Annotated in this window: 21 protein-coding genes; 11 read left to right on the forward strand and 10 right to left on the reverse strand. The window is 56.3% G+C overall.

All coding sequences use genetic code 11. The features are described 5' to 3' along the window. The first annotated feature begins 36 nt into the window (after positions 1 to 36). Complete coding sequence (locus EUZ85_RS01340) at positions 37 to 720, forward strand: zinc ribbon domain-containing protein (protein WP_241566922.1); 684 nt, start codon at positions 37 to 39, stop codon at positions 718 to 720. A gap of 8 nt (positions 721 to 728) precedes the next feature. Here EUZ85_RS01340 and EUZ85_RS01345 read toward each other — a convergent pair whose 3' ends face one another. Then, positions 729 to 1,184 carry a GNAT family N-acetyltransferase gene (locus tag EUZ85_RS01345; RefSeq protein ID WP_127974158.1) on the reverse strand — a complete coding sequence of 152 codons (456 nt, stop codon included), beginning with the start codon at positions 1,182 to 1,184 and terminating at the stop codon, positions 729 to 731. A gap of 200 nt (positions 1,185 to 1,384) precedes the next feature. Between EUZ85_RS01345 and EUZ85_RS01350 the strand changes: the two genes are divergently transcribed. Further along, positions 1,385 to 2,230 (forward strand): ABC transporter substrate-binding protein, encoded by an 846-nt coding sequence (locus tag EUZ85_RS01350; protein WP_241566923.1) that lies wholly within the window; start codon positions 1,385 to 1,387, stop codon positions 2,228 to 2,230. On the opposite strand, the gene EUZ85_RS01355 is transcribed toward EUZ85_RS01350, so the two are convergent. Then, a complete protein-coding gene (locus tag EUZ85_RS01355; protein ID WP_127974160.1) occupies positions 2,224 to 2,700 on the reverse strand; it encodes a hypothetical protein in 477 nt (158 codons plus the stop codon). The two genes, EUZ85_RS01350 and EUZ85_RS01355, sit on opposite strands and share 7 nt — an antisense overlap. Then, a complete protein-coding gene (locus EUZ85_RS01360) occupies positions 2,700 to 3,650 on the reverse strand; it encodes a LysR substrate-binding domain-containing protein (protein WP_168199893.1) in 951 nt (316 codons plus the stop codon). Before EUZ85_RS01360 ends, EUZ85_RS01355 begins: the two co-directional genes overlap by 1 nt. A gap of 110 nt (positions 3,651 to 3,760) precedes the next feature. Here EUZ85_RS01360 and EUZ85_RS01365 point away from each other — a divergent pair, with 110 nt between their 5' ends. From EUZ85_RS01365 to EUZ85_RS01375, 3 genes are all read left to right on the forward strand, one after another. Next, complete coding sequence (locus EUZ85_RS01365) at positions 3,761 to 4,174, forward strand: VOC family protein (protein WP_129498704.1); 414 nt, start codon at positions 3,761 to 3,763, stop codon at positions 4,172 to 4,174. A 30-nt stretch (positions 4,175 to 4,204) separates the two neighbouring features. Then, positions 4,205 to 5,095: a glyoxylate/hydroxypyruvate reductase A gene (locus tag EUZ85_RS01370; protein ID WP_127974163.1), complete on the forward strand. Its 891-nt coding sequence runs from the start codon at positions 4,205 to 4,207 to the stop codon at positions 5,093 to 5,095. Between the two features lie 276 nt (positions 5,096 to 5,371). After that, positions 5,372 to 6,472 (forward strand): acyltransferase family protein, encoded by a 1,101-nt coding sequence (locus EUZ85_RS01375; RefSeq protein ID WP_127974164.1) that lies wholly within the window; start codon positions 5,372 to 5,374, stop codon positions 6,470 to 6,472. Positions 6,473 to 6,511: 39 nt separating this feature from the next. On the opposite strand, the gene EUZ85_RS01380 is transcribed toward EUZ85_RS01375, so the two are convergent. Further along, positions 6,512 to 7,285, reverse strand: a complete 774-nt coding sequence (locus EUZ85_RS01380) for an ABC transporter substrate-binding protein (protein ID WP_127974165.1) — start codon at positions 7,283 to 7,285, stop codon at positions 6,512 to 6,514. A gap of 354 nt (positions 7,286 to 7,639) precedes the next feature. On the opposite strand from EUZ85_RS01380, the gene EUZ85_RS01385 reads away from it, so the two are divergent. Further along, positions 7,640 to 8,653, forward strand: coding sequence for an NADP-dependent oxidoreductase (locus EUZ85_RS01385; RefSeq protein WP_127974166.1), 1,014 nt, complete (start codon positions 7,640 to 7,642; stop codon positions 8,651 to 8,653). 11 nt (positions 8,654 to 8,664) lie between these two features. Then, positions 8,665 to 9,426 carry an SDR family NAD(P)-dependent oxidoreductase gene (locus EUZ85_RS01390; protein ID WP_127974167.1) on the forward strand — a complete coding sequence of 254 codons (762 nt, stop codon included), beginning with the start codon at positions 8,665 to 8,667 and terminating at the stop codon, positions 9,424 to 9,426. A gap of 86 nt (positions 9,427 to 9,512) precedes the next feature. On the opposite strand, the gene EUZ85_RS01395 is transcribed toward EUZ85_RS01390, so the two are convergent. Then, on the reverse strand, positions 9,513 to 9,800 hold the full coding sequence (locus EUZ85_RS01395; RefSeq protein WP_127974168.1) for a hypothetical protein: 288 nt from the start codon (positions 9,798 to 9,800) through the stop codon (positions 9,513 to 9,515). A gap of 187 nt (positions 9,801 to 9,987) precedes the next feature. Here EUZ85_RS01395 and EUZ85_RS01400 point away from each other — a divergent pair, with 187 nt between their 5' ends. The 3 genes from EUZ85_RS01400 to EUZ85_RS01410 all read left to right on the forward strand — a co-directional run bounded on the left by EUZ85_RS01400 (position 9,988) and on the right by EUZ85_RS01410 (position 13,113). Continuing rightward, the gene (locus EUZ85_RS01400; protein ID WP_127974169.1) at positions 9,988 to 10,971 is read left to right on the forward strand and encodes a carbohydrate kinase family protein; all 984 of its coding nucleotides are present in this window, start codon (positions 9,988 to 9,990) and stop codon (positions 10,969 to 10,971) included. Between the two features lie 62 nt (positions 10,972 to 11,033). Then, positions 11,034 to 12,050, forward strand: coding sequence for a hypothetical protein (locus EUZ85_RS01405; RefSeq protein WP_127974170.1), 1,017 nt, complete (start codon positions 11,034 to 11,036; stop codon positions 12,048 to 12,050). A 106-nt stretch (positions 12,051 to 12,156) separates the two neighbouring features. Beyond that, positions 12,157 to 13,113, forward strand: a complete 957-nt coding sequence (locus tag EUZ85_RS01410) for a substrate-binding domain-containing protein (RefSeq protein WP_127974171.1) — start codon at positions 12,157 to 12,159, stop codon at positions 13,111 to 13,113. A gap of 1 nt (position 13,114) precedes the next feature. On the opposite strand, the gene EUZ85_RS01415 is transcribed toward EUZ85_RS01410, so the two are convergent. The 3 genes from EUZ85_RS01415 to EUZ85_RS01425 all read right to left on the reverse strand — a co-directional run bounded on the left by EUZ85_RS01415 (position 13,115) and on the right by EUZ85_RS01425 (position 16,805). After that, positions 13,115 to 13,321, reverse strand: a complete 207-nt coding sequence (locus EUZ85_RS01415) for a hypothetical protein (RefSeq protein ID WP_127974172.1) — start codon at positions 13,319 to 13,321, stop codon at positions 13,115 to 13,117. A gap of 39 nt (positions 13,322 to 13,360) precedes the next feature. Then, complete coding sequence (locus tag EUZ85_RS01420) at positions 13,361 to 14,479, reverse strand: hypothetical protein (protein ID WP_127974173.1); 1,119 nt, start codon at positions 14,477 to 14,479, stop codon at positions 13,361 to 13,363. Positions 14,480 to 14,579: 100 nt separating this feature from the next. Then, the gene (locus EUZ85_RS01425; protein ID WP_127974174.1) at positions 14,580 to 16,805 is read right to left on the reverse strand and encodes a hypothetical protein; all 2,226 of its coding nucleotides are present in this window, start codon (positions 16,803 to 16,805) and stop codon (positions 14,580 to 14,582) included. A 557-nt stretch (positions 16,806 to 17,362) separates the two neighbouring features. Between EUZ85_RS01425 and EUZ85_RS01430 the strand changes: the two genes are divergently transcribed. Continuing rightward, positions 17,363 to 18,733: an MATE family efflux transporter gene (locus EUZ85_RS01430; RefSeq protein WP_127974175.1), complete on the forward strand. Its 1,371-nt coding sequence runs from the start codon at positions 17,363 to 17,365 to the stop codon at positions 18,731 to 18,733. Positions 18,734 to 18,844: 111 nt separating this feature from the next. Here the strand turns inward: EUZ85_RS01430 and EUZ85_RS01435 are convergent, their stop codons facing one another. Together EUZ85_RS01435 and EUZ85_RS01440 are read right to left on the reverse strand one after the other, a co-directional pair. Next, complete coding sequence (locus EUZ85_RS01435) at positions 18,845 to 22,015, reverse strand: glycoside hydrolase family 3 protein (protein ID WP_127974176.1); 3,171 nt, start codon at positions 22,013 to 22,015, stop codon at positions 18,845 to 18,847. Between the two features lie 286 nt (positions 22,016 to 22,301). Beyond that, the gene (locus tag EUZ85_RS01440; RefSeq protein ID WP_127974177.1) at positions 22,302 to 23,318 is read right to left on the reverse strand and encodes a LacI family DNA-binding transcriptional regulator; all 1,017 of its coding nucleotides are present in this window, start codon (positions 23,316 to 23,318) and stop codon (positions 22,302 to 22,304) included. Between the last annotated feature and the right edge of the window lie 118 nt (positions 23,319 to 23,436).

Below are 23,436 nucleotides of genomic sequence, written 5' to 3' on the forward strand. Positions count from 1 at the left end.
GACTGCGAAAGCTGCGGCATTGTTTTCGCAAAATATTTGAAATATCACCCGCCGCAACAGGCCCATGACAGCCCACATCCAGCGCAGGAACCCGAGCAGGAAACAGAAGAAGTTGAAGAGAAAGTTTCCTGGCGGGAAATTTTGCTATATCCCGGCGACGCCTCTCCCGATCCCATTTCCGTCGGCGGACGCGCGTTGCTGCTGGCGGCGCTGGCGCTCTGGGGACTGTGGTTGATGACTTCCTCCATCGCATCCAATGCAGCGGGCGAATCCTTTCTTCACCTGATTAATCTGCCTTTTCACGAAGCCGGGCATGTGATTTTTCGCCCCTTGGGACAGTTCATCGCTTCCCTGGGAGGCAGTCTGGGCCAGTTGATCATGCCCGCCATCTGTTTTGGCGTCCTGCTGTTCAAACATCACAACACCTTTGGAGCCGCCGTGTGCGCCTGGTGGTTCGGAGAAAACTTTCTCGACCTGGCGCCCTACATCAACGACGCGCGGGCGGGCCAACTGCCATTGCTGGGCGGCAACTTCGGCCATTCTTCCCCTTACGGTTTCCATGACTGGGAATACCTGCTCACGGAAACCGGACTGCTGCGCTTCGATCATGGCATCGCCCAAGGCGCCCACTTATTGGGTTCATTGATCATGATTGCGGCGATCATCTGGGGCGGCGTGGTGCTGTACAGCCAGTTTCTTCTGATGCGCGAACAGGAATAACGCCGCAGCTACGCCAATTCATAAAGTACGTCTGGACAGCGTTCTTCATTGCCGGAGCCGTCAGTAAAGCGCACCGGGACAAACCCATGGCGTTCGTAGAAGCGCCGGGCGTCCTGATTTTGCTGAAAACAATGCAGTCTGACCGGCTTCGACGCCAGCGACAACGCATGGGTCAACAGCTGGGAGCCGATGCCGCGTCCGACATAGTCAGGGGCGAGATAAAACTGAGTCAGCCAGGTCAGGCGGTCGCTTTTGTCCAACGAGAGAAATCCAGCGATGCGCTCATCCGCCACGGCGAGCGTCACCGACTCGCGGGGAAGCAGGAGATATCGCACCCAACCACGAACTTCCCGTTCCGAGTGGGCCATAGGAGCATAAGCCAGAAACTTCTTTCGCGACGCCAGCATGATATCAGTCACGGTATCGGCGTCAGCCGCCGTGGCCGGTCGCAATACTACATTCATCGTTTACTACCTCTCAAACAAGCATAGCCGATCGGATGGCCGCTGCTCGCCGTCCGGTCTTCTCACACCGACGCAGACGACGGGAAACGCTGATTTTGGCCAAATACGGCGGACTCACCTAAGCTTTAACACGCACCCGTAAATCAAAACACCATGACGGATATCCGATGATACGGCGTTTTCACTGGATACGGCTCCCTTTGCAATCAGGATCAGCGCGCCGCGCGATCGCCGTGCTGACGCTGTCCCTCCTGCTGTTCCCTTCCCCTTCCGCCATGACGGCGCAGCGACCGACGACTATATTGGCCACACTCAACTGGGAGCCCTATGTCGGCGAGGAGATGCGTAATTTTGGATTCGTCTACGAACTGGTGACGGAAGCGTTCAAACGCGGCGGCTACACGCCCAGCGTCAAATTTCTGCCCTGGGCGCGGGCGCTGGATATGACCGAACGAGGGGAAATGGACGCGCTGTTCCCGGAATATTATTCCTCCTCCCGTCTGGAGGATTTCGTTTATTCCGATCCCTTTCTCGGCGGCCCGGTAGGCTTTTATGTGCGCAACGATAGCGACATTCAGTTCAGCGTAGACCCCAGAAGAAATCAGCTTGAGGCGCTACAGGCGCTGTCTCAGTATAAATTCGGCGTGGTGCGCGGCTATATCAATACTGACGCCTTTGACAGCGCGTCCTTTCTGTACAAGGAAGACGTCGTCGACGACCTCACTAATTTGCAGCGCCTCTACTACAATCGGGTGCAGCTTATCTTCATCGACAAATTCGTCGCCCGCTACCTGCTGGAAAAAAACTACCCGCAATACCTGCGCGACCTCCGTTTTCTGGAGCCGCCCCTGGAGGTCAAATTCCTGTATGTGGTGTTTTCCAAAAAAGCGCGCGACTATGAAGACCAACAGGCCGCCTTTAACGCTGGTTTGAAGCAGCTCAAAAAAGACGGAACCCTACAGGATATTTATACCCGTCACGGCTTCCGGGAAGTCCTGGAGTACGAAGGGGAACTGGAAAGCCGCCGACTGATTCCCGCTCATTGAGAAGGGGTCGCCGGATTCCCCTGTGAAGATAGACGCACGCCTTGCCTGTATACCTTATACAGCAAATACCATGAGAACAGTGCGGGTCCGCCGCCCACGACCCAGAACCCTACCAGCACGTCAAAGTCACCCATCATGAGCCGACCAACCGGGGAGTGTTGATAAGACCGCCCGCCAGTGTCGCCAAGCATATAAATAACAACACCATTTCCAGCAATCAAACCCAGCCATATCCATATCGGAACACTTCTCAGAACATAACCTGGGCGCCGTATCCATAACCATGCTAATGACAGTAACGCGAGACCGGTCGCTGCGAAAAAGATCATAATGCCGAAATCCAGCCCCTGTTCACCCCGTGCCGAATGCCAGAACACTAATGAAACCCCAAAGATATACATCATCGTCGTAGGGAGAATACACAGTAAGCCCAGCAACACCTTAAATACTTTTAGCGCTATGTTTTTCATCAATTATCCTTTTCCACATCGGCAGGCTTGCCCTTTAAGACGGGGGTTTCTCTCACGCCTTCCGTCCGCATCAACCAGTCCCGGAACGCGCGGATTTTATTTTCTTCACTGCGCGCCGGGTGATGCAATAAATAGTAATTTTCCGCTTGCGGCAAGTCCCTTTCATTCAACGCCAACAGTGCGCCGGAGCACAGTTCCTGCGCCACCAGCACTTCCGGCAGCAAAGCGACGCCCAGTCCATGCACAGCCGCCTCGATCACCATGTAGTAATGTTCAAAGCGGGCGCGCCAAGTCGGCGTAGTGAAATCAAATCCCTGCGCCTCGAACCAGTGCGCCCACACATGAGGCCGAGTGGAGTGCAACAGCAGGCGACCAGGATCAGCTTCGCCCCGCCCCAAGGCCTCCAGCTCCTCCCTTAGCGATGGCGCCGCCACCGGCAGCAACCGCTCCTGGAACAGTTTATGCCGCCGCACGCCGGACCAGTCGCCCTGACCGATATACAGCGCCACATCCAGCCCATGCTCATTCAGGTCCAGTTCGGTGAACGCCTTGGAGAAATCAGAGGGCGTCGTCTTCACTTCGACGGAGATATTGGGATAACGCTGCTGAAAGTCCTGCAGCTTGGGAATCAACCAGCGGGAGCCTAACGTCGGCAACGCGCCGATCGTCAGCAAACCGCCCTCGCCCCGATGTTGCAGCAACTCATCCGTACCCAGAGACAGGCGGTCCAGCGCTTGTGTGACATGAAACAGATAGGCGCGTCCGGCGGCGGTGAGTTGCAGACGGCGTTTGTGCTGACTGAACAACGGCGTCTGCAGACGCTCCTCCAACCCGGCGATAGCGCGGCTCACGGCGCCGGGCGTCACACAGAGTTCTTCTGCGGCCTTGGTGAAACTGAGGTGCCGGGCGGCGCATTCAAACGTGCGCACCGCGTTTAGGGGAGGCAGCATTCGCATAATGAGAAAATCTCAACCAAATTGAGTTAATATCGCTTTTTAATCGTTAATTTCACAGTGATAATTGCACACAGCTCAATTATCACTTATTTCAGGAGGTATGTATGCGGCCGTTTCATCTGGCCTTTCCCGTGACGAATCTGGACGCCGCCCGCGCCTTTTATGTGGATCGTTTCGGCTGCGCTATCGGTCGCACTGCGGAACGCTGGATCGATTTTGACTTCTTCGGCCATCAGATTACCGCCCATCTCGTGGAAAGCCCCCAGGAAGACGCCGGCCGCAACGCGGTGGACGGAGACAGCATTCGCGTACCGCATTTCGGCGTTATTCTGGATAAAAGCGAATGGGAAAAAGTGCGCGATCGCATCACCGAACGCTGCGACACCTTTCTGCTGCCGCCCAAGGTCCGCTTCGTCGGCGAACCGGGTGAACAAGGCACGTTTTTCGTTAGCGACCCGTCCGGCAATGTGCTGGAGTTTAAATACTTCAACAGCGACGCAGATATTTTCAGAACCTGATCCCGTTTCCAAACGACCCCGGAGACTCTCATGAACATCGTGTTTCACAGCGGCGCGTTCGACCTGCAGGAGTGGCGGCGAGCCGCGCAAACCATCAGCCCGGAATTCCGGCTGCTGGCGCCGGAAGACGTCGCTATAGAAGAAATCGATGTTCTGCTTATCTGGCGTCCTGCCCTGACGGACTGGACACAGGCAAGTAACCTGAAACTGGTCATCGGTCTGGGGGCGGGCATTGACGGCCTGGCTCGACAATTACGCCTGCCAGCGGGAACCCCCGTAGAGCGTATGCGGGACGCCGGCATGCGTCAGGCGATGTCAGAGTACGCCACCTACGCCGTCCTGCACTTTCAACGTAATTTCGACCAGTTTCGTCAGGCGCAACAGGAAAAAAACTGGCTGACGCACAGCTCTTACCGCTCAAACCAGGACACGCGAATAGGCGTACTGGGACAGGGCAGCCTAGGCGGCGCAGTCGCGCAATATCTGCATAGTCTGGGTTATCCGACGTCAGGCTGGTCGCGCAGCCGCAAAACCCTGTCCGGTGTGAACGCCTATGCCGGCGAAGACGCGTTGAATGAGTTTCTGGGGCAATGCGACATTCTGATCAACATGCTGCCTCATAATGCAGCGACGGAGGGCTTCCTGAACATGGATCGTCTCTCCCGCCTGCCGCAAGGGGCCGCCGTAGTTTGCCTGTCCCGCGGCGCGGTGACGGATGAAAGCGCGCTTCTGGAGCACCTGGACAGCGGCCATTTACGCGGGGCCATGATGGATGTATTCCAACAGGAACCTCTGCCCGCCGCTCACCCATTATGGAGCCATCCGAAAGTCTGGGTGACGCCCCATCAAAGCGCGCCCACCCAAATCGAACCGGCGTTGCGGGAAGTTATGGATATTCTGCGGGAGCGAGAACTTGCCTGAGCTTCGTATTGGCGCTCTCGCAGTCATTCTTCCTGCCGCCTCTTCACTGCTTTCACTTCGCGCTTCATAACGAAGCGCCGCTTGGTTAGTCCGCTTCATTTCAGGGCTATTTTTCACCATCAAAACACGACTTTTTGTCTTGTTAAAACAACAAAAAGCGTGCGCTCACTCACTTGCCAGACAGCGCCTGTTGGTACGCGGTATGCAGGGTAAAAGTTTTTTGTTATCTTCCGGGACTTTACACTTTTACCGCCACCAATGGATAAGGGTTAGACCATGGCGAACCAAGCCAAAACCAACATCGACTGGATTGATACGGCGAAGGGCGTTTGTATTTTGCTGGTGGTGCTTCACCACGTCATTATTACTTCCTATGCTTTGCCCGGAGTTGAGTTAAGCTCCGCCGCCGTCAAGTTTGAACATTTTCACCATTTGGTGAGCATCTATCTGGCGCCGTTGCGCATGCCGCTGTTTTTTATGATCTCCGGCTTTCTGGTGCATCGCGCTGTCACCCAGTATCGTTGGAGCGATGTGGCGCAGAAGCGTATCTATAATCTAGCCTACCTTTTTGTGCTTTGGGGCGCGCTGCAATGGCTGGGCGTCACTCTGGTCAACTGGGCCGGGGGATCTGAAAAACAACTGACGGAAGTCACCAACGCACTGTACTCCTCCAATCCGGCGGAGTTCATCTCCCTGACCCTGACCGGCTCCAGCAGCCTTTGGTATCTCTACGCCCTGCCCTGGTATTTCGCCATCTGCAAACTGTTGTCCAGTCGCTGGCCGCTGGCGATGCTGGTTTTGCTGATGGGGCATTTTATCGGGCAAACCTTTGTCCATGACTGGCCCACCAAAAGCATCATCGCCAATGGCGTATTTTACGGGCTGGGCTGTTTCTACGGACGCCATCTGTTTTCCCTGCTCAGCCGCATCAGTCTGCGCAGCATCGGCCTTCTGGCGGTGTTTGGACTGGCTGCCTTGAGTTTGAAACTGCTGCATTGGGAGCACTTCCTGTTCACCAGCTTGCTGCTAGTGAGCATCAGCGTCATGGGGTTCGCGTTCACACAGTCCATTGCGGATTTCAAAATGTTGCGCTGGATGGGCAAGAACACGCTGCAGATTTATGTGCTGCATCGGATATTTATTGAAATGGCGGGGGTCTGGCTGGCGCCGGCGCTGATCAAAGCCGGCGTATTCGACAGCAGTGCAGCAGTCACCGGCTGGTACGCGCTGTACCCCACCCTGGCGACCCTGGGCGTCACCGCGCTGTCTCTGTTCGTCTGGCGTCTCACCAATCGCGGCCCAGGCGTCTTCCTTTATACCGCACCGGATTTCCATGTGCGGGCGGCGCGCCTCTCCACTCTGGTGTTGAAGCGTTAAAAACGAATAGGCCCGGTGCGGCGAACGCATCGGGCCGACTTACAACGCCCCTTCCACATATTGGTTCACAATGGCCTGATGACGTCCGTTGTTTTTCAGCTGATCCAGCGCCTGCTGAAAACGCTGCACCACGTCATCCGGCGTCTGCAGGCTGAACGCGAAATACTGATCTGAATCTTTCAGGGTAAAGATCTCTTCGTAGTCAGTCGGTTTCAGTTTCATCTGCTTGATATACCAGGCTGCGCCAAGCCTGCCGTATGCCCAGGCGTCCACCTGTCCAAGGCTCAGCATGGCCAAGGCCACCTGAGGGCTGGAAGTGCGCCGTAACGCGCTGTCAGGCACGCCGTTATTGAGTAACAACTGCTCGCCGATATCATCGCGCACAGTGGCAATGCGCAGCGTCTTCAAATCCTGCAGGGAGGAGACGCGCAGGGATTTGTCGCGACGAGCGGTAATCACGATATGAGAAGGGATAATCGGACCAACCCACTTGAACAGACCATCGCGATGCTCTGTACGGGTCATGGCGAACAGCACCGCATTGCGGCTTTGCTGCACGTGGGTGTAGGCCCGCGCCCAGGGCATCAACAATATGTCGGCGCGGGTTTGCGAATAGCCGGCGATCTGCAGCATTTCTTCCATCAGATCCACAGATACGCCTTGCAGACGCCCGTTCTCAGCAAAGTTCAGCGGAGCGTAGTCCTCCGTCATCATATTTAAGTCGTCCGCGGCGCGGCAGGCGCCCGCCAAAGCGAAACACAGCAAAGCGAGGCGAACGGAAAGTCTGATCAGAGCAGAAATTTTCGTCATCATCAGCGGTATCCCTTGTAGCTGAAAGCGCTGCCCCGGCGTGGGATTGTCTTGTTTGAAGCGGTATCCGGACCGGGAGTGTTAGACCTGAACCTGACCCATTCTATGCCCCTGCGCGCCGCTTTTTAACCCCTTATGGATTAAGGTTCCGCAGCCTTCACGGCTTGCCAGACCAGAAGCGAACAAACGTCGACGCCCTATCCCCAGGACGCCGTTTACAGGCAAAGATATGGCTAAAACAACCTATTTTATGTCATATACGCCAGTGTTATTCCTCAACGCCATGTGCGACGCTGAAAAATCCAAAAGGCTATCTGAAACACAGTAGACGCAATCAACAATAAAGGTAATACATCCATGAGCGAACTGCTTAATAAGCAATATCGTCTGGCCAAGCGACCAGTGGGCGAACCCGGCGACGATACCTGGGAATTCTGCGAGAAACCTGTCGCGCAGCCAGGCGCTGATGAAGTACTGGTGAAAATTCAATACGTGTCTCTTGATCCCGCCATGCGCGGCTGGCTCAACGAAGGCAAGTCCTACATCGCGCCGGTGCAAATTGGCGACGTTATGCGCGCCGGCGCCGTCGGCGAAGTTATCGCCTCCAACCACGATGGCTTCAGTCCGGGAGACATGGTGGTGGGAACACTGGGCGTCCAGCAATACGCTATTTGCAACGGCAAAGAACTGCACAAAGTCGATACGCGCATCGCTCCGGCTCCACGCTATCTGGGCGTGCTCGGCATGCCCGGCATGACCGCCTATTTCGGCCTGTTGGACACCGGCAAGCCGCAAGAGGGCGAGACCGTAGTAGTGTCCGGCGCCGCAGGCGCGGTGGGCGGCGTCGTCGGTCAGATAGCCAAGATCAAAGGCTGTCGAGTGGTGGGCATCGCCGGCGGTGCTGAAAAGTGCCGCTATCTGACCGAGGAACTCGGTTTTGACGGCGTGGTGGATTACAAAAACGAAGACGTCATGGCCGGCCTGAAGCGGGAATGTCCCAACGGCGTCGACGTTTTCTTCGATAATGTCGGCGGCGATATCCTGGATGCCGTGCTCGCCCGCATCAATCTGCATGCGCGCATTGTCATTTGCGGCGCCATTTCCCAATACAACAACACCAAACCGGTGAAAGGTCCATCCAACTATCTGTCCTTACTGGTCAACCGCGCCCGCATGGAAGGCATTGTGGTGTTCGACAACAGCAAACATTACGGCAAGGCGGCGATGGAAATGGCTGGATGGATGTCCGCCGGCAAACTAAAAGCCAAAGAGCATGTGGTGGAAGGCATTGAGAACTTCCCCAACACGCTGATGATGCTGTTCAGCGGCGACAACTTCGGCAAGCTGGTGCTGAAGGTAGCGGATAACTAAGGAGCGCGGATATGGCTTACGATCTGCAGGACAAGGTGATTCTGATCACCGGCGCCGCTTCCGGTATTGGTAAGGAGACCGCTCTCCTGCTGGCGCAGTTGGGGGCGGAAGTGGTTTTGTCCGACATCAATGCGGAACAAGGCGACGCCGTCGCCGCGTTGATTCGCGACCAGGGCGGTCGGGCGCATTTCTGTCCCGCCGATGTGACTCAGGCGGAGCAGGTCGCCCATTTACACGCTTTCGTGATCGAAGTCTGCGGCAGGCTCGATTGCGCCGTCAACAGCGCTGGCGTGGAGCACGTCAACGCTAGGTTGGCGGATATCGACGAGGCTACCTGGGATCAGGTGATCGACATCAACCTGAAGGGCGTGTTCCTGTGTATGCGTGAGCAGATCAAATGCATGCTGCCCCGCCGCGACGGGCGCATCATCAACCTCGCCTCTATCGCCGGTCTGCGCAGCGCGCCGTCGCTCGCGCCGTACTCCGCCAGCAAGTTCGGCGTGGTGGGGTTGAGCAAGTCCGCCGCGGTCGAATACGCCAGCTCCGGCATTCGCATCAACGCGGTCTGTCCCAGCTTTATCAACACGCCGATGGTGCAACGCGCGCTGCAGGCGATGGATGAGAAGAAGGCGCTTAAGGTTGTGCGCGCCAATCCGATGCAACGGTTGGGCGAGCCAGCGGAAATAGGACGTATGATCGCCTGGCTATGTTCAGATGAATCCAGTTTCATGACTGGACAGGCGGTGGCGCTGGATGGCGGATTGACCGCCTGAAGCTTCATGCTCCTCCACGATTATTCCGGCGTCGTTCGTCAGCGTGACGAGCGACGCCGGAGGTTGACAGATATTGACGAAGGCGGTTACGCCAATCGGCGCGCCGCCTCGAATAGGGGCTCAGAGGGCGTGGCGAACACCAGCCGCGGACCGACATTATGGGTCACCGCCGCTTTAATGATGACCGGGGTGACAGCGTCCTGATAGCGCAGATCAAACTCGATGTCCTCTTCTTCCCCATCGCCCAGTTGCGCCAGGGCCGCTAACGCCAGCGCGATCTTATCCTGCGCCAGCGGTTCATCCAGTTGCCCGCCCAAAGCGTCGAGAAAATCGCTCAGTCCATCGACCCCGCACGCCAGTTCAAATTCATGCATCGCTCCGCTCCTCCGAAGGTTATTCCACATGCGGAAATACTATACTCTTTGGTATCACAGGGAGTTTGATCCAAGGCAGAAAAACGATGTCGTCCATGCACTTGACTTGGGTCAGCAAGATAGCGTTAGCTAGAGCTATCCTAGTAATATTCCGAAACTCCGCTAACAATAATTAAGGATATTGCCTATGACATTTGATGTTGTCACCATCGGCAGCGCCACCGTAGATCACTTCGCCGACACGGATTCCGAGCTGATCCGCATCGACACGCGCACCACACATTCCGAACTCATCGCTTTTCCGTTAGGTAGTAAACTTTTAATCAAAGAGCTCAGAACCACTACTGGCGGCGGCGGCACCAATACCGCGGTGGCGTTCTCCAGACTGGGACTGAATACCGGCTTCCTGGGCAAAATCGGCGATGACGCCAATGGCGATTTCGTACTGAATAAACTGCACGAGGAACATATCAGTTTCTTAGGCGCCCGGGGCGGACAGACCGGCTTTTCCGTCATCCTTAACAGCATCAAGGATGATCGCTCCATTCTCGCTTACAAAGGCGCTAACGATCATCTTGAGGCGGCGGATATTCAGCCTTTTCAGACCCGCTGGGTATATCTTTCAAGCATGCTGGAGCAAAGTTTCCAGACCGTCTGCGATCTGGTCGCCGGCAACGGCTTCAAACTGGCCTTCAATCCCAGTAACTATCAGGCGGAGCTGGGTTACGCCAAGTTGTCGAAGTTGATCGATCGGGTGGAAATTCTGGTCATGAATAAAGAAGAGGCCTGTAAATTCCTCGGTCTCAACTTCTTCAAGTCGCCATCGGTTCCCGACCTGATTCCAGAACTGGCGAAGCTGCCGCCGGCCATTTTCGCCATCACTGACGGCGCAGAAGGGGCATATGTCTATGATCGCGAGCATTTGTATTATGCGCGCCCCCTGCCCGACCTGCAGGTAGTGGAGACCACCGGCGCCGGCGACGCCTTCGCCGCAACCTTTACCGCAGCTATTATTCTCGGCGAGAATACCGCCACAGCTCTCCACTACGCCATGACCAATTCGGAATCTGTCCTGCAACATAAAGGCGCCAAGGAAAAGCTGTTACCATTAGCGGAGCTACGGGATATTGCAGCCAGAACCCGTAGAGATATTGAAACACTGAATTTATAACTCGCCGGCGGCGTCCGAATGACGCGCCCGACAGCGCACAGCACGACAGTGGAGCCTCTTTAATGCAAAGCACAGAAACGATTCAATTGGAAGTCAAAAACGCGGTTCCCAGCGGCGGCGAACAAGAGACGGCGTTGTGCATCGACTTATGGCGTCAGATTGACGGTTTCTTCAAGGATCGTCCTTTCAAAGTGGAAGACCCCTATCGCGGCAAGCTCGGCGAATACGATATTTCTCTGGATGCGTCAGACATGGTTCGCGCCCTGCAACAAGCCAAGGACAGCTCCGGCAGTTTCAATCACTATCGCCGCAAGCACGCCGAAGACAGCAGCGTCAGCCTGAGCGCCACGCTGAGCCTGAAGGTGGCGGCCCGTAACGACCTGACCGCGCCCTACTCCATTTATCACACCGCCAGCGTATTCATTCAACAACTGATGCTGGGTATGAACATCGCCTTGCCGGGCTCTTGTCAGCTCCTGGCGACCCGATTCCTCGGCGAGCAGGCGCACCGTTTCGAGGCGCAGGACTTTGATTCCAAAGCGTTCTATGACGCCAATCAAAGCGCCGTGGATCACGGCTGGCCGCGCATCGGCCAGTTAAATTTCGAGAAGGTCTGGGACTGGTTCGAAATGCTGGGAACCAGCCACCGTAATACAGCGATTTCCACCGCCAACAAAGTACTGGTGGATATGCTGAAAATCGCCCAGCAACGCTATCGTTACGGCGCCCGCACCGCCATGCTGGTCGCAAACCAGCTGGAAATGCTGATAGGCGCCCGCAACGACGAGGACATGCAGCATCTGCGCGAACGGGTCAGTCTGGTGCTGGGTCGCCCGCCGGAGTCGGCGGATTGCTTCAAAGAACTGTATCGCCTGCGTCACGCCCTGTTTCTCGGCGAGCATCCGGTGCGTCGACCCACTCTGGGTTATCACGACGCCGACGAAGAGATCAAACAGCAGCTGTCCCAACACAATTCCGGCGTGGAAAAAGCCATCGCGGTGGTTCTGGCCCTGGTGCAGGATCTGATTGAAACCCAGTCCCGGGAATACGCCTTTACTGAGCAAATGAGCCGCAGATAATTCCATTTGCCGACGGTTAAGGGCGGCGCTGCCGCCCTTTTTCATTGGCTATTGCGAAAGCCCGTCTAAACTTAAAGTAAATAAATCCAGCAAACCGACCAGATTTATGCCTTCCGTACTCCGTTCGCCCGGAGCTGTCCGATATTTCCGTGTTTGCGCCGCTCTGCTGGCGTTAGTGTGGCTCATCGCCTGTCCGTTATCCCAGGCTGACGTCCACCAACCCAAACTTTTGCTTGTGCTAAAAGGCGAGAGCAACGCCTACTGGCGACAGGTTTACCAAGGCGCTCAAAAAGCCGCGGACGAGGCTGGGGTCACTCTGCTTCACCGTAGCACCAAGGATGATGGCGACATTGCAGGGCAAATACAGATCCTGTCTTACCACCTCAGCCAAGCGCCGCCGGACGCCCTGATTCTGGCGCCCAACTCCGCCGAGGATCTGGGGTCCAGTGTGGCTCAGTACCGCGCCAAGAATATTCCCGTGCTGGTGGTGGACTCTGATCTCGCCGGCGACGCCCATCAAGGACTGGTGGCCACCGACAATTACGCCGCCGGCCAACTGGCCGCCCGCGCGCTGCTCAGCACCCTCGATTTGAGCGAAAAGCGCAATGTGGTCCTGCTCCGCCTGCGAGCGGGCAACTCCTCAACGGATCAGCGGGAACAGGGGTTTCTGGACGTACTCATGGAGTACGACATGATCCGCATCGCCGCCGCTCCGTATGTAGGCGATGATCGCGGCGCCTCACGCAGCGAAATGTTGCGGTTGCTGAAAGAATTGCCAACCATCGACGGCCTGTTTACGCCCAATGAATCCACCACTATTGGCGCCCTGGTGGCGATTCGGCAATCGGGCGCATCAAAGCGGTTTGGCTTCATCGGTTTCGATCAGACGGAAGAATTGGAAGCGGCCATGTATGCGGGAGAAATCAGTAATCTGGTGGTGCAGAATCCAGAATACATGGGCTATCTGGCGGTGCAGAGGGCATTGGATCTGATCAAAGGAAAGCCCATCCCAGCGTTCACCGACACTGGCGTCAAACTGCTGCAGCCGCTGCCCAAGCCCTGAATTAATCACGGTCGCCCTGAAACCAGCGAAACAGATCCATGGCGAACACCATTGATATCGAGCAACCGAAAATATACAGCGCAATCAACCATCCTGGCGGCGACTGAGTCGCCTCCTCAGGCAACGCAAGATTAAGTAGATACAATAAAAACAGCAACACGCCGCACAGCCTGAGCCGATAGGCGCGGCTGACCAGTCTGGAAAGCATGAACCACTCCTGATCACAACTCAAAGCTCTCATTAAATCCTATCTGGCGCCACCGAAACGATAACTCCACCACAGACTCAGCCCTAAGGTCTTGGCCTGCTTCCACTGCAGACGATCCATAGTCACGCCAAGATACAGGTCGTAGATCTGCAGGTTGAGATTGAGGGCGTCCGCGTTGCAATAATAGCGACCTCCCAGCGTCAGCCTATCATTGAAACGGTAGTCTGCCCCTACAAGCCCCAGGTCAGTCTTATCGTAACGCCGCCAGCCGGCGCCCAGACTGACTGCATCGTTCAGATGGTATTCACTCCATAAAAACCCTCGCAACGGCAACGCCTGCACATGATCGCGATAGCCTTCATTACCGCTCAACGCCGGTGACACGTCCAAAGCGCCGTCTTCATCATAATCAATCGTGTCGGAGGTGGCGCGGGCGACCGTCGCCGTCGCGCGATCCCAGTATATGCGATTGACAGCATCCTCCAGCGCCAGTCGCGCCTCCCATTGCGGATGAGGTCGCCAATGCAGATATAGATCTACCGCAAACCCATCGCCGCTGACGTTTTCCGGCGGTCGGTCCAGCAGGTGGTCTTCCGTATAGGCGTAATCCAGCTCCAATTCGCCTGTGGGCGAGGCGTCCGGCGTATCCAGATAGCCGCGCAAATAGCCCTCAGTCAGCTCATCTGCGCGCAAGTAGGAAAAGGCCAACTTGACGTTGAAGGCCTCCGTCAATGCAAACCGGTAACCCAGCTTAACGCCTTTCGCACGCATCTGGTTCGCCGCCAGGTAAAGGTCATAGTGGGCGTCGCTTTCATGAGGCAGGTCATTGTTATAGAGGTATATCAGCTCCGCCGCGTCGGGACTGAATTCAAGGTGATAGTCGTAACGTTCGACAATGGACAGGCTGAGGTTGCGATATTCGGCGCCAATCTCGATATGATCATGCGTGTACGCTACATCGCCCCGCGCTACGGGATCGCCTTTCAGGTCATGGGCGATCTGATAAATCGGCGCTGCATTGCTGTAGGAAAAGCTTTCCACCTCCGTATACAGCCGCCATCCGTCATCGCTCGCCGCAGCTATCTCCGCACAGACAATCGAGCAGCCTAGCGCGCCAATCTGCGTAATACGCCTTACCTGTTTTCCATAATCAGACAAAAGCCAGATTCCGTTTTTAGTGATTCGTTTCGCAAGCGCCATGCGTTAAAAAGGGAGGACAAGCCTCCCTTTAGGTTTCGCATACTGTATTCAGCTTAGTTTAAAACGATTCAAAGTCACCATCGCTGAAACGCACCAACACCACGCCGCTGACTTCGGAAATGGTGGCGTATTGGGTTCCGTTGTTAGTGATGGATCCGATGGCCTTGCCATCGGAGTCTTCCGCCACGGACAGTGTGACGCCGTCCTGGTTGGTGACGGTAAGTGTCTGCGCGACGGAGTCGATAGCCGCATTCAACGTTACGCCGCCATACTTCAGTTCCAGTGTCGCCTGCCCGGATTCCAGGCCGGTGCGATCCACGATCAATTTCACGCTGATGGTGTCTGCAACGCCATTGACCGTCACGTTGAATATGAGGGTGGCGTCAGCGTCCACGTAGGCTGATCCGTTCTCATCCGTGCAGGTTTCTGAGGATGTTCCGCCTGACATAGAGCCCTCGCAGTTAAGAGTCACGCCCGTGGCGTTCGCATTCAGCGCCAGCGATGCGAAAAATGAGTCTGTGGCGTTACTGAACTGACCGCTCAACGTCATCGCGAACATTCCCGCTGTGTAACTTTCCATCCAGGTCTCTTCATAGGTGCTGCTGGTCTGGGTATCGGTCTCGTCGATATCCGCAGAGAACGCCGATAAGGTCGCACTCATCACCCCAGTGAAAGAAACCGGATTCCCTACTCCCTTCTCAGCCAAGGTTACATTCAGCCCCAATGACAGGTTGCTGAGATCGAAGTCCTCATCCTGCACGGTAGTAGATGTACCGCTATTAGTGGTTTCGTCTTCGTCACTGGTGTAGGACAAAGTGGCCATTACGTTACTGTCGTTGTTCACGCTAAGAGACACCGCGCTGGACTCCACAGCGCCCTGAATAGAGAAATTCACTTGCGCGCTGATTGCCTGGGTGGTGTTTGTGCCGCCGGAAATCGGCGTTTCCACTTCATCGCCCACATTGATGGTGGAGAGGTCCGTGGCGGTCAGCGACACGGCGACGCCTTCAATCGTGGTGTTTACCGTAAATGACGCGCCGCCGCTCACAATATTGACGGTCACGATTGGAGAGCCATCGGTTGAGCCATCTTCCGCAAAGGCCATGTATGACGCCGCGATTTGCTCCAGTGCGATCGCCATGACGTCCAGCACTTCCGCCAGATTGTCATCCGTAGCGAAGGTAGCGGCGGCGATCTGGTCTGCGAACGCCTCCATTGACACCCGATCTTCACTGCTCAACAGCATGCCGGTTCCCAGTTTGCGAATCTCCTGCACCATGGCCTTGGCCTGCGCCAATTCCGTCGCGTTAGCGGTATCGCTGGGCTCGCCTTCGGATTCATCAGTGGAGCCGTTGGTCTGTGCATCGCTCTCTTCGGCGGCGATGATAGTAATGAGACCGCCCAGGTCCAATTGTCCAGATGTATCCGCCGCCACGGCGGCGTTCAGAATATCCAGGGTACTCGCCAGAATTTCCTGTAGCGTCGTATTTGTTCCATCAGTGTCCGCTTTGTCCGCGATGCCGCCATCAGCGTAGTCTGACGCAAAGGCCGCTACCGCCTGCTCAATACTGAGTCCAGGAGAGTCTCCCTGCACCGCCTGCACGATGGCCGCGCTCAACGTGTTGTATTTGACCCCGCCCTGGCCGGCGGCGGCCACCGCCGTCGGATTGGTGATGTCCACCACATCGATTTGGGTCAGATCACCCGCCACGCCAAAACGATTCGCCACCTTCGAATTCGCCGCCGTCACCGCCGCCTGGATTTCAGACGCGCTGGTGGCGCCGCCCATGGTGATATCTTTCAGCGCCACCTGGGTAGCGACATCAGTCAGCACCGTTATATTGACCGATATATTCGACGAACCCGAGGGAACGACTGCATTCAGCGCAAAGCCGCTGTCCGTCAGAGCATAATCCTGCCCAAAGGCCACGCCGCTTCCGCATCCTCCGCTGAGGTCACAACGCATCAGCGTGCCGGTCGTTGGCGTTATGCGCACGACCACAGGCCCGCTGTAACCGGAACTCAATGTCAAATTGTAAGTTCCATCTGATCCTGTCGTGGTTTGACCCAAGACGTTGGAGGTGTCCACCGCGCCATTGATCACCGGATAAGCGCGCACAAGGCCGCCGATGATAATGCCTTTGGAAGCCGCGCCGCTCAGTGTGACGCTTGGCGAGCCGCCGCCGTCGTCATCACCGCCGCCTCCGCCGCCGCCACATGCAGTCAGAGCGATCGCCAGCATGAGAGGCGTCAGATTGTTTTTGAACCTATCGAATTTGGACATGCTTTCCTCCTAGCGATAGCCGTAGCCTGTGAATTTTTTCGTTTAACTTCCGCCTGCGCCAGCGCCGGAATCCCCCTTCCAATTGACCAGGTCGAATCTGTCTCCGAGCCAAATTCGCATAGGGCGCAGTATTTAAGTAAAGCACAGCAGACCTGACGGAACGCCCGGCTGGCGGGATAATTCGTGACTATTTGTTACCAGTTTTTGAGACCCAGTTGTTACCAGTTTTTAAGCCCCTGCGTAAGTGTTTAGCGCTATTGGCATTTTTTGATCTCGGGTGTATATTGACCAGCCCTCTTCAACTCCAACCCCAATGGAGGCCTGGTGACCATGCAAACTGAAAACATTCCTCTCGTCGCCTGACGAAGAACGCTCCAGGCCGGCTGATATTGATCGCGCTCAGGCGCATTGCGTGTAACGCGCATCATCAGCGACGCCCTTACTGATATTTTTCTGACAGAAACAAATAGGTCTTCGAATATTCCCGTTTAGCACCGGGATTGCGCTCTTTATGCGCCGCAGGCCAGTTGTAGGCTTATAGCCAGGGTATACAATCAATGAACCACGAATTAAGGTCCCACAACCTGTGGGTGCTTTCATGGCCAATCTTTATTGAAGAAATAACCGGCGGTCTGGTGTTTCTCGCCGACGCCTATTTCCTCAGTCGTATCTCAGATGAAGTCGCCGCCACGGTTGGCGTGCTATTGCCAGTGTTATTGCTGGGGTTCTTCATCATCCCGATGTTCACCACCGCAGGCACCAGCGTCGCTTCGCAATACATGGGCGCGAAGCAAACGCAGCATATCCTGCCGGCCTATATGGCGAATATCGGCATCAGCAGTCTGCTTGGGCTGCTGATGTTTATCGTCAGCTTCATTTACGCCGACCGCGTCGGCTTGTGGCTGGGCATGACGCCGGAGTTGAACGCACATTCAGAGACTTATCTTCTGGCAGTGTCGTTCAGCTTCTTCTGCATCGCTGTGCGTTTCTCCTACGCCTCCATTCTGGCGTCCCGGGGCATGACACACTGGAACATGGCCACCGCGCTGGTCACCAACGCGCTCAATGTGGTTTTGAACGCAGCGTTCTTCCTGGGATGGTTCGGGCTGCCCAAGATGGGGTTATTGGGCATCGCCATGGCGACGTCGATTTCCTTCGCCGTGGGCGCGCTGCTGGTGATGTGGGTAGTGCATGGCCCGATGAAGATCCGTTTCCGCTTCAAAGGTATGTCCGGCCCGATTCGCCGCGTAATGCGTCCGATTCTGAAAATCGGCATTCCGTCGGCGATGGAGCCGTTCAGCTACACCGTGCAGCAGATAGTTGTATCCATGGCGGTAATCAGTCTGGGGCTGGAGGCCATGGGCGCCAACACCTATGTGTTGCGGGTGCTGGTGGTGGAAATCACCTTCGCCTTCGCCCTGGGCGCCGGCAGCCAGATTCTGATGGCGCACTTCATGGGCGCTGAAAACTTCAAAGAGGTGAACCGCATCTTCTGGAAATCAGTGGCCTACGCCTCCGGCTTCGCTTTCATCAACATGCTGATGTTTGTATGGATCTACGACAGCCTGTTGACCCTGTTCACAGATAACCAGCAGATTATCGAACTGAGCAAGTGGATGCTGGCGGCCTGCATCATCATGGAACCGGCCAGAGCGGTGAACATTATCGCCGGCATGGGCCTGAAAGGGGTGGGCGACGCCCGCTTCTCCGCCGTCAACAGCATGATCTTCATGTGGGCGGTGATCCCTTTCGTGTTCTGGGTCGGGCTCGATATGGGCTACGGCATGCTGGGCGTGTGGATGTGCTTTGTCGTGGATGAATCCCTGCGGGCGATCATCAATCTGTGGCGCTGGCGCACCGGCAAGTGGCGCAGCAAAGGCATCCGCCACGACGCTGACGAAGGCGGCCTGGCGGAAGCTCCAGCCTGATGCGCCTCTCTTGATAAAGAAAAGCCCGGGAAACCGGGCTTTTTTCATGGCGCGCGCATCCCTGTCGCGTCTTGCTCAGACAGTCATATCAAGTAAATGACTGCGCAGGGCTTACTTCACCAGTCGTACGTTATCCACCTGGAAATGCACATTGCGCATTTCTGAGTCCCACACTGGCAGAATCTCCAGAACCGACGTCACTTCTGCGGTGTTAAGGCCATCATAGTCCGCAAAGTTGATCTCCACCGGATGCCAGACATTCAGCGCGGCGGAACTGTCCAGAATCGCGATATCGCCCGTGCCGCAGTCGGCGCCGCAATTCACTTTCGCCATCAACCCGGTAGAAGCGGCGAAATCGATGACTTTGACATCAAAGGTGAGCTTGCTCAGGGCGGAAACGTTGAGTGGCTTGGCGGACTTGAACAGCACCACGCCTTTCGCCACATGCTCCGCCGCCGGAGCGCCGTATTGCGCGTCCACCACAGTTCCCGCGCCGTCAGCAAGCGCCGCGTCGAGAGTCACGAAGCTGGCGTCTTCCTGGTAGGGGTCCCAGGAGGAGACCGCCCACACGCCGGGTTGGGCGAACAACTCCGTATCCGTCACGCCATCTGTATAAACGTCCGTGGTGTCCGTCAGCGCGACATTTTCCTGAGCGAAGCTGCTGCAATCCGGCGTGTCCGCGGCGGTGTTCGGCTCCCAGCGGATATTTTCCAAAGACAGATCCATCGCGCCGCCAGAGTAAAGCAGGAAGGGCGTATTAACGTTGCTGAAGTCGAGGCCGTCGTCCACAAAGCACTGGAATGGAATGCTTACTTCCGTCCACTCACCCACCGGCAGACCGCGCATGAAGTCGCCAACCGCGACTTCGCCCAGACAGGGGTAGACGCAATGCAGCGAGAGATTGACGTCGCCAGCAGGCGCTTCATTCACTTTCACCCGGAACTTCACCGACGTTTTGGAATTGTAATAAGGCGTCAGATCCTTGCCTTTGTTGTCCTCCGACGCCTGCATGTAGATCTGGCCCACATCCGTCCATTTCACCCGCTTGGCGCTGAACTGAATAGCGCCGTCTTCGGTGGAGACGCTCACTTCATTTCCTTCCAGCGCCGTGGTCACCGCCGGGTCCATGCTGACAGGCGTTCCGCCCCAGTTGGAGGGACCGCCGATGCGCATAATCCAGTCGCCCTGATTCTGTCCGCTGGTGAACAGATCAAGATTCACGTTGGTGGTTCCACCGTCGCCGGGATCGCTCTGATCGCAGCCAAAGGCCTGGCTTGCCTCGCTCAGATCGTCGCCCAGACTGTCGGTATCCTGATAGCTCAGCCCATAACCATAGGCGAACAGCGCGTCACTGGCGTCGCCTTTATTCAGCGGCGCATGACAGGGTGAGTTTGGCCAGGAGTAAGACAGCTTACCAACGAAGTCGTTGTTGACGCCGCCATCCGCTTTGGCGAACAGCACATCCGCTACGCCCTCACCTTCGCTGCCCGGCAACCAGGCGGCGACAAAGGCGTTGGAGCGGTTCAGCTCTTTATTCACATACAACGGACGCCCGGACAGGAAGACCGTCACCACCGGCACACCCGCGTTACGGATGGTTTCCAACACCGCCAGATCCTGCGCATAATTGCGTGCGTGCTCCAGCGTCTTGGCGCCTTCAAGATCGCCGACGCCTTCCGCATAGGGCGTTTCTCCAATCACCACAATCGCCACGTCATGCAGGTTCGGGTTAGCGTCGCCGCCGTCAGCGTCATAAGTCACATTGGATGCGACGCCCTGGATACCTTTCAGGATTGTCGTCGCGCCGGGAAAGTCCTCCGCTTCATTGAGACCGGTTCCCTGCCAGGAGATGGTCCAGCCGCCGCTTTGATTGGACAGGCTGTCCGCGGATTTGCCCGCCACCAGAATCCGGGCGTCCCGGCTCAGAGGCAGGATGCCGTTTTTATTCTTCAACAGCACCAGCGACTTACGCACTGCTTCCCGCGCCAGCTCCCTGTGCCCGTCGGAGCCCAGTACTTCCACTTTCCCCGCCAGAGCGCGCTGGGAAGGCTTGGGCTTATCAAACAGGCCTGCGCGCAGTTTAACCCGCAGGATACGCACCACGGCGTCATCGATGCGCGACATCTCGATAGCGCCGGCGTTTACGGAATCGATGGTGTTTTGGTAGAACGCCTTCCAATCGGTTTTGTATGGAACCATGAACAAATCAATGCCCGCGTTGACCGCTTGCGGACAGTTGCTTTCCGTACAGCCGTCGACCTGTCCAATGCCGTTCCAGTCGGACACAATCAGGCCATCAAAACCCATCTTGCCTTTCAGCACATCGGTCAGCAGGTCCTTTCTGCCGTGCAGCTTTTCGCCCTGCCAGCTGTTGAAAGACGCCATCACGGTCTGAGCGCCGGCGCGCAGCGCTGAATAGTAGCCCTGCCCATGCAGGTTGATCAGCGTGTTCTGGTCCGCCAGATTGTCGCCTTGATCATTCCCCTTGTCCGTGCCGCCATCGCCAATAAAGTGCTTGGCGGTGGCCACCACGTGCGACTGATCGAAATTACCCTGCAGGCCTTCCACCATAGCGGCGCCGTAATTAAAGATAATCTCGCCGTCCTCGGAGTAACCTTCGTAGGTGCGTCCCCAGCGATCATCCCGCACCACCGCCAGAGTAGGAGCAAAAGTCCAGTCAATGCCGGTCACCGCCACTTCTTCCGCCGTCGCCGCGCCGATTCTGCGAATCAGATCTGAGTCTCGCGCCGCGCCCAGGCCAATGTTATGGGGAAACAGGGTCGCGCCCACCAGGTTGCTGTGACCGTGCACCGCGTCCGTCCCCCAGATAATGGGAATAGCGGCGTTGCCGTCGCTCTCATCCATGGAGGCTTCCCACAACGCATCGGCGATATCCAGCCATTCCTGCACCGTCGCGTGTTTCTTCGTTCCCGGCCAGGAACCGCCGCCGTTCAGCACGGAGCCAATATGGTATTGCTTTACTTCTTCCGGGGTCAGATGCTGCAGCTCCGGCTGAATCATCTGTCCGACTTTTTCTTCCAGGGACATGGTCGCCATGATGTCGGCGATCCTGGCTTCTATTTGCGGGTCTTTGGCGATGGCGCTTTGGATAGCAGGCCAGTCGCTGAAGGTATTGATGTAATCAACGCCGGCTACCGGATCAGGCGTTCCCGGCCCATCTTTACCGTCGTTATCGTTGGAATCACTGCTGCATGCCGTCAGCGCCGCGACAATCATCATGGTCGACAGCGCCTTCAACTTGAGGCGTCTGGATACGTACATGTGGTCACCTTTTTATATTTAGCGATAGTGGACCGAAACATTATGAAAGCGCTTTCATTTTAAAACTAATAAACCCGACTAAATTTCCCGATACGTGATAGTTTGCTGAGTATCCCGACCTGAACAACGGACGATTACTAACGAAAACCAGGGTATTGGCCGGCTTTTTCGACGCTATGCGATAAATTCACCGCAAAACAGCTTGCGCCATGATGAAAGCGATTTCATAAATTGCCCTAATTCGGGCGTTATTGTCAATAGAACGCAATAACGCCGAAGGGAGGTTTTAAGTTGCTGAGGTGTTTTTGGGAGGGGCGACGGAGTCGCGCAACACCAGTTCCGGCTCAAACATGGGAGCCGGCTGCGTCCGGCGTTCGCCCTGAATGGATTGAATCGCCAACGCCGCAGCGCGTTTACCCATGGCGTTCACCGGCTGACGCACCGTGGTCAGGGCCGGATACAGCAGCGATGCGTATTCCACGTCATCGAAGCCAACCAGGGATATCTCTTCAGGAACGCTCAGCTTGGCTTCGCGCAACGCCTTCATAGCGCCAGCAGCCATCTGATCGTTGCAGGCGAATATGGCGGTGAAGTCACGGCTGCGCTTCAGCAGGCGTTGAGTCGCCACATAACCGCCTTCCACAGTGAAGTCGCCTTCCACCACCAGATCCTTGTCATAGCGCATCCCCAGGTTTTCCAGCGAACGACGATAGCCGGAAAGACGCGCGCGTCCTTCCTCATTTCCTAACGGTCCACTGATACAGGCAATGCGACGGTGTCCTATGGACGCCAGATACTCCACCACCAGATGACTGCCCTGCTCGTTATCGACGATGACGCATTCACCCGCCAGTTCAGGTACATAGCGGTTCAGCAGCACCAACGGCGGCGACTTCTCTTTCAGAGCGATCAACTCTTCATCCGTCAGGCAGTACGGAAACAAAATGATGGCGTCGCAACGGCGGCCAGCCAGCATGTCGATGGTTTCCTTGATCTCGTCGGACGAGTAATTCTCTACGGAAATGATGAGGTTATAGCCGGATTCGCGCAAAGCGCGCTCCAGACTTGAAATCAGCGGGCCGAAGAATACGCCAAGCAGATCCGTCACCACCAGACCGATATTATTGGAACGGTTGGTGACCAGTCCCTGAGCGAATGAATTGGGCCGATACCCCAGATCCTTCATGGCTTTAAATACCCGCTTACGGGTGCTTTCCTTAACGGGAGCCGTGTTGTTAATCACACGGGAGACTGTGGATATCGAGACCTTCGCACGGTCGGAGACTTCTTTTATTGTAATCATTCGGAGGACGGGCACCTTGCTTAAGGGGAAACGCTTTCAGAGCCGGCCATCATGGGAGAAGCGGGCAATGCATGTCAACTAGGCGATAAGCCTAACAAGCTCCCTTGCAGCCCGCGCC

The organism is Hahella sp. KA22 (genome assembly GCF_004135205.1).
In the GTDB taxonomy this organism is placed as follows: Bacteria; Pseudomonadota; Gammaproteobacteria; order Pseudomonadales; family Oleiphilaceae; genus Hahella.